This is a genomic window from Anoxybacillus sp. CHMUD (assembly GCF_013096965.1).
In the GTDB taxonomy this organism is placed as follows: domain Bacteria; phylum Bacillota; class Bacilli; order Bacillales; family Anoxybacillaceae; genus Anoxybacillus; species Anoxybacillus kestanbolensis_A.
This window is the reverse complement of record NZ_SDLG01000069.1, coordinates 1-475: the sequence shown is the minus strand read 5'-3', so window position 1 is coordinate 475 and position 475 is coordinate 1. Positions and strand designations below refer to the sequence as shown.

General features: G+C 35.6%; 1 pseudogene. It reads right to left on the bottom strand.

Going from position 1 to position 475, the window contains the following annotated elements:
* A pseudogene (locus tag ETB99_RS14635) lies at nt 1–475 on the bottom strand (RNA-guided endonuclease TnpB family protein); the annotation flags it as partial.

Genomic DNA, 475 nt, shown 5'->3' with positions numbered 1-475 from the left:
ATAGCCTTCATATTGCAGTTTTTGATTCAGTATGTTTAAAAACAAACTTGGCGCACGATTCGCAATACTTTTTCCAAATCGTTTTTTCTTTTTGTGTTTTCCGTTGGCATCGACTTTTGTTTCTTTTACTTTTGCTTGAAGTGCTCTGAAATTCATTTTTTCTACTTGGATATGATGACCTAATGTGATGATCCAATTGGCAAGCCGTTGATGATCTTGTTTACGTTTTTCAGCCATTTTTCTTTGTAATTCTGCTAACTGATTTCTCGTTTTGAGATAATTTTTACTCCAAACCCATTTTTCCTTGTTGTCTTTTTTTATTGTCCCATCTTCATTGTATTTGTGCGGATTATTCGCCCGTCTTTGACGATCCAATTTTCGTTGAAGAACTCGCTTTTGCTTTTCTATGTTTTCGACACTCGGCGCAAGAATAAGCAACTTGACATTATTCATCGAGCAAATAGCGACGGTTTGT